Below are 250 nucleotides of genomic sequence, written 5' to 3'. Positions count from 1 at the left end.
ATCGCCGAACTCGCTCTCCCGGGAATGCGACCGAAGGATCTCGTAGACGCGGTCAGAAAGAAACACGCTGCTGCGTCTAAAAAAGAAATATCTCGGGCCGCCTTCTACGCGGTTATTCTGGCCGCTGACGAGGAGCCAGGCCGCGCCGAGGGGCTCCACGAGTTGGCGAGCGTCACACGAAACGAGCTCGACGAATAGAAGGGTATCGCCGAGTAGTCGTCGTCAATGAAACGCAATAAACCGCTTAGGA

1 protein-coding gene is annotated in these 250 nt (G+C 57.2%); it reads left to right on the top strand.

From position 1 onward, the window contains the following. Positions 1–198: hypothetical protein (locus SB816_RS33760; RefSeq protein ID WP_410548472.1), on the top strand; the 198-nt coding region annotated here is incomplete at its 5' end. Positions 199–250: the final 52 nt, after the last annotated feature.

The organism is Achromobacter sp. SIMBA_011 (assembly GCF_046535435.1).
Lineage (GTDB): Bacteria > Pseudomonadota > Gammaproteobacteria > Burkholderiales > Burkholderiaceae_B > Achromobacter > Achromobacter dolens.
The sequence above is the reverse complement of the archived record's forward strand: the minus strand, read 5'-3'. Positions and strand labels throughout refer to the sequence as shown.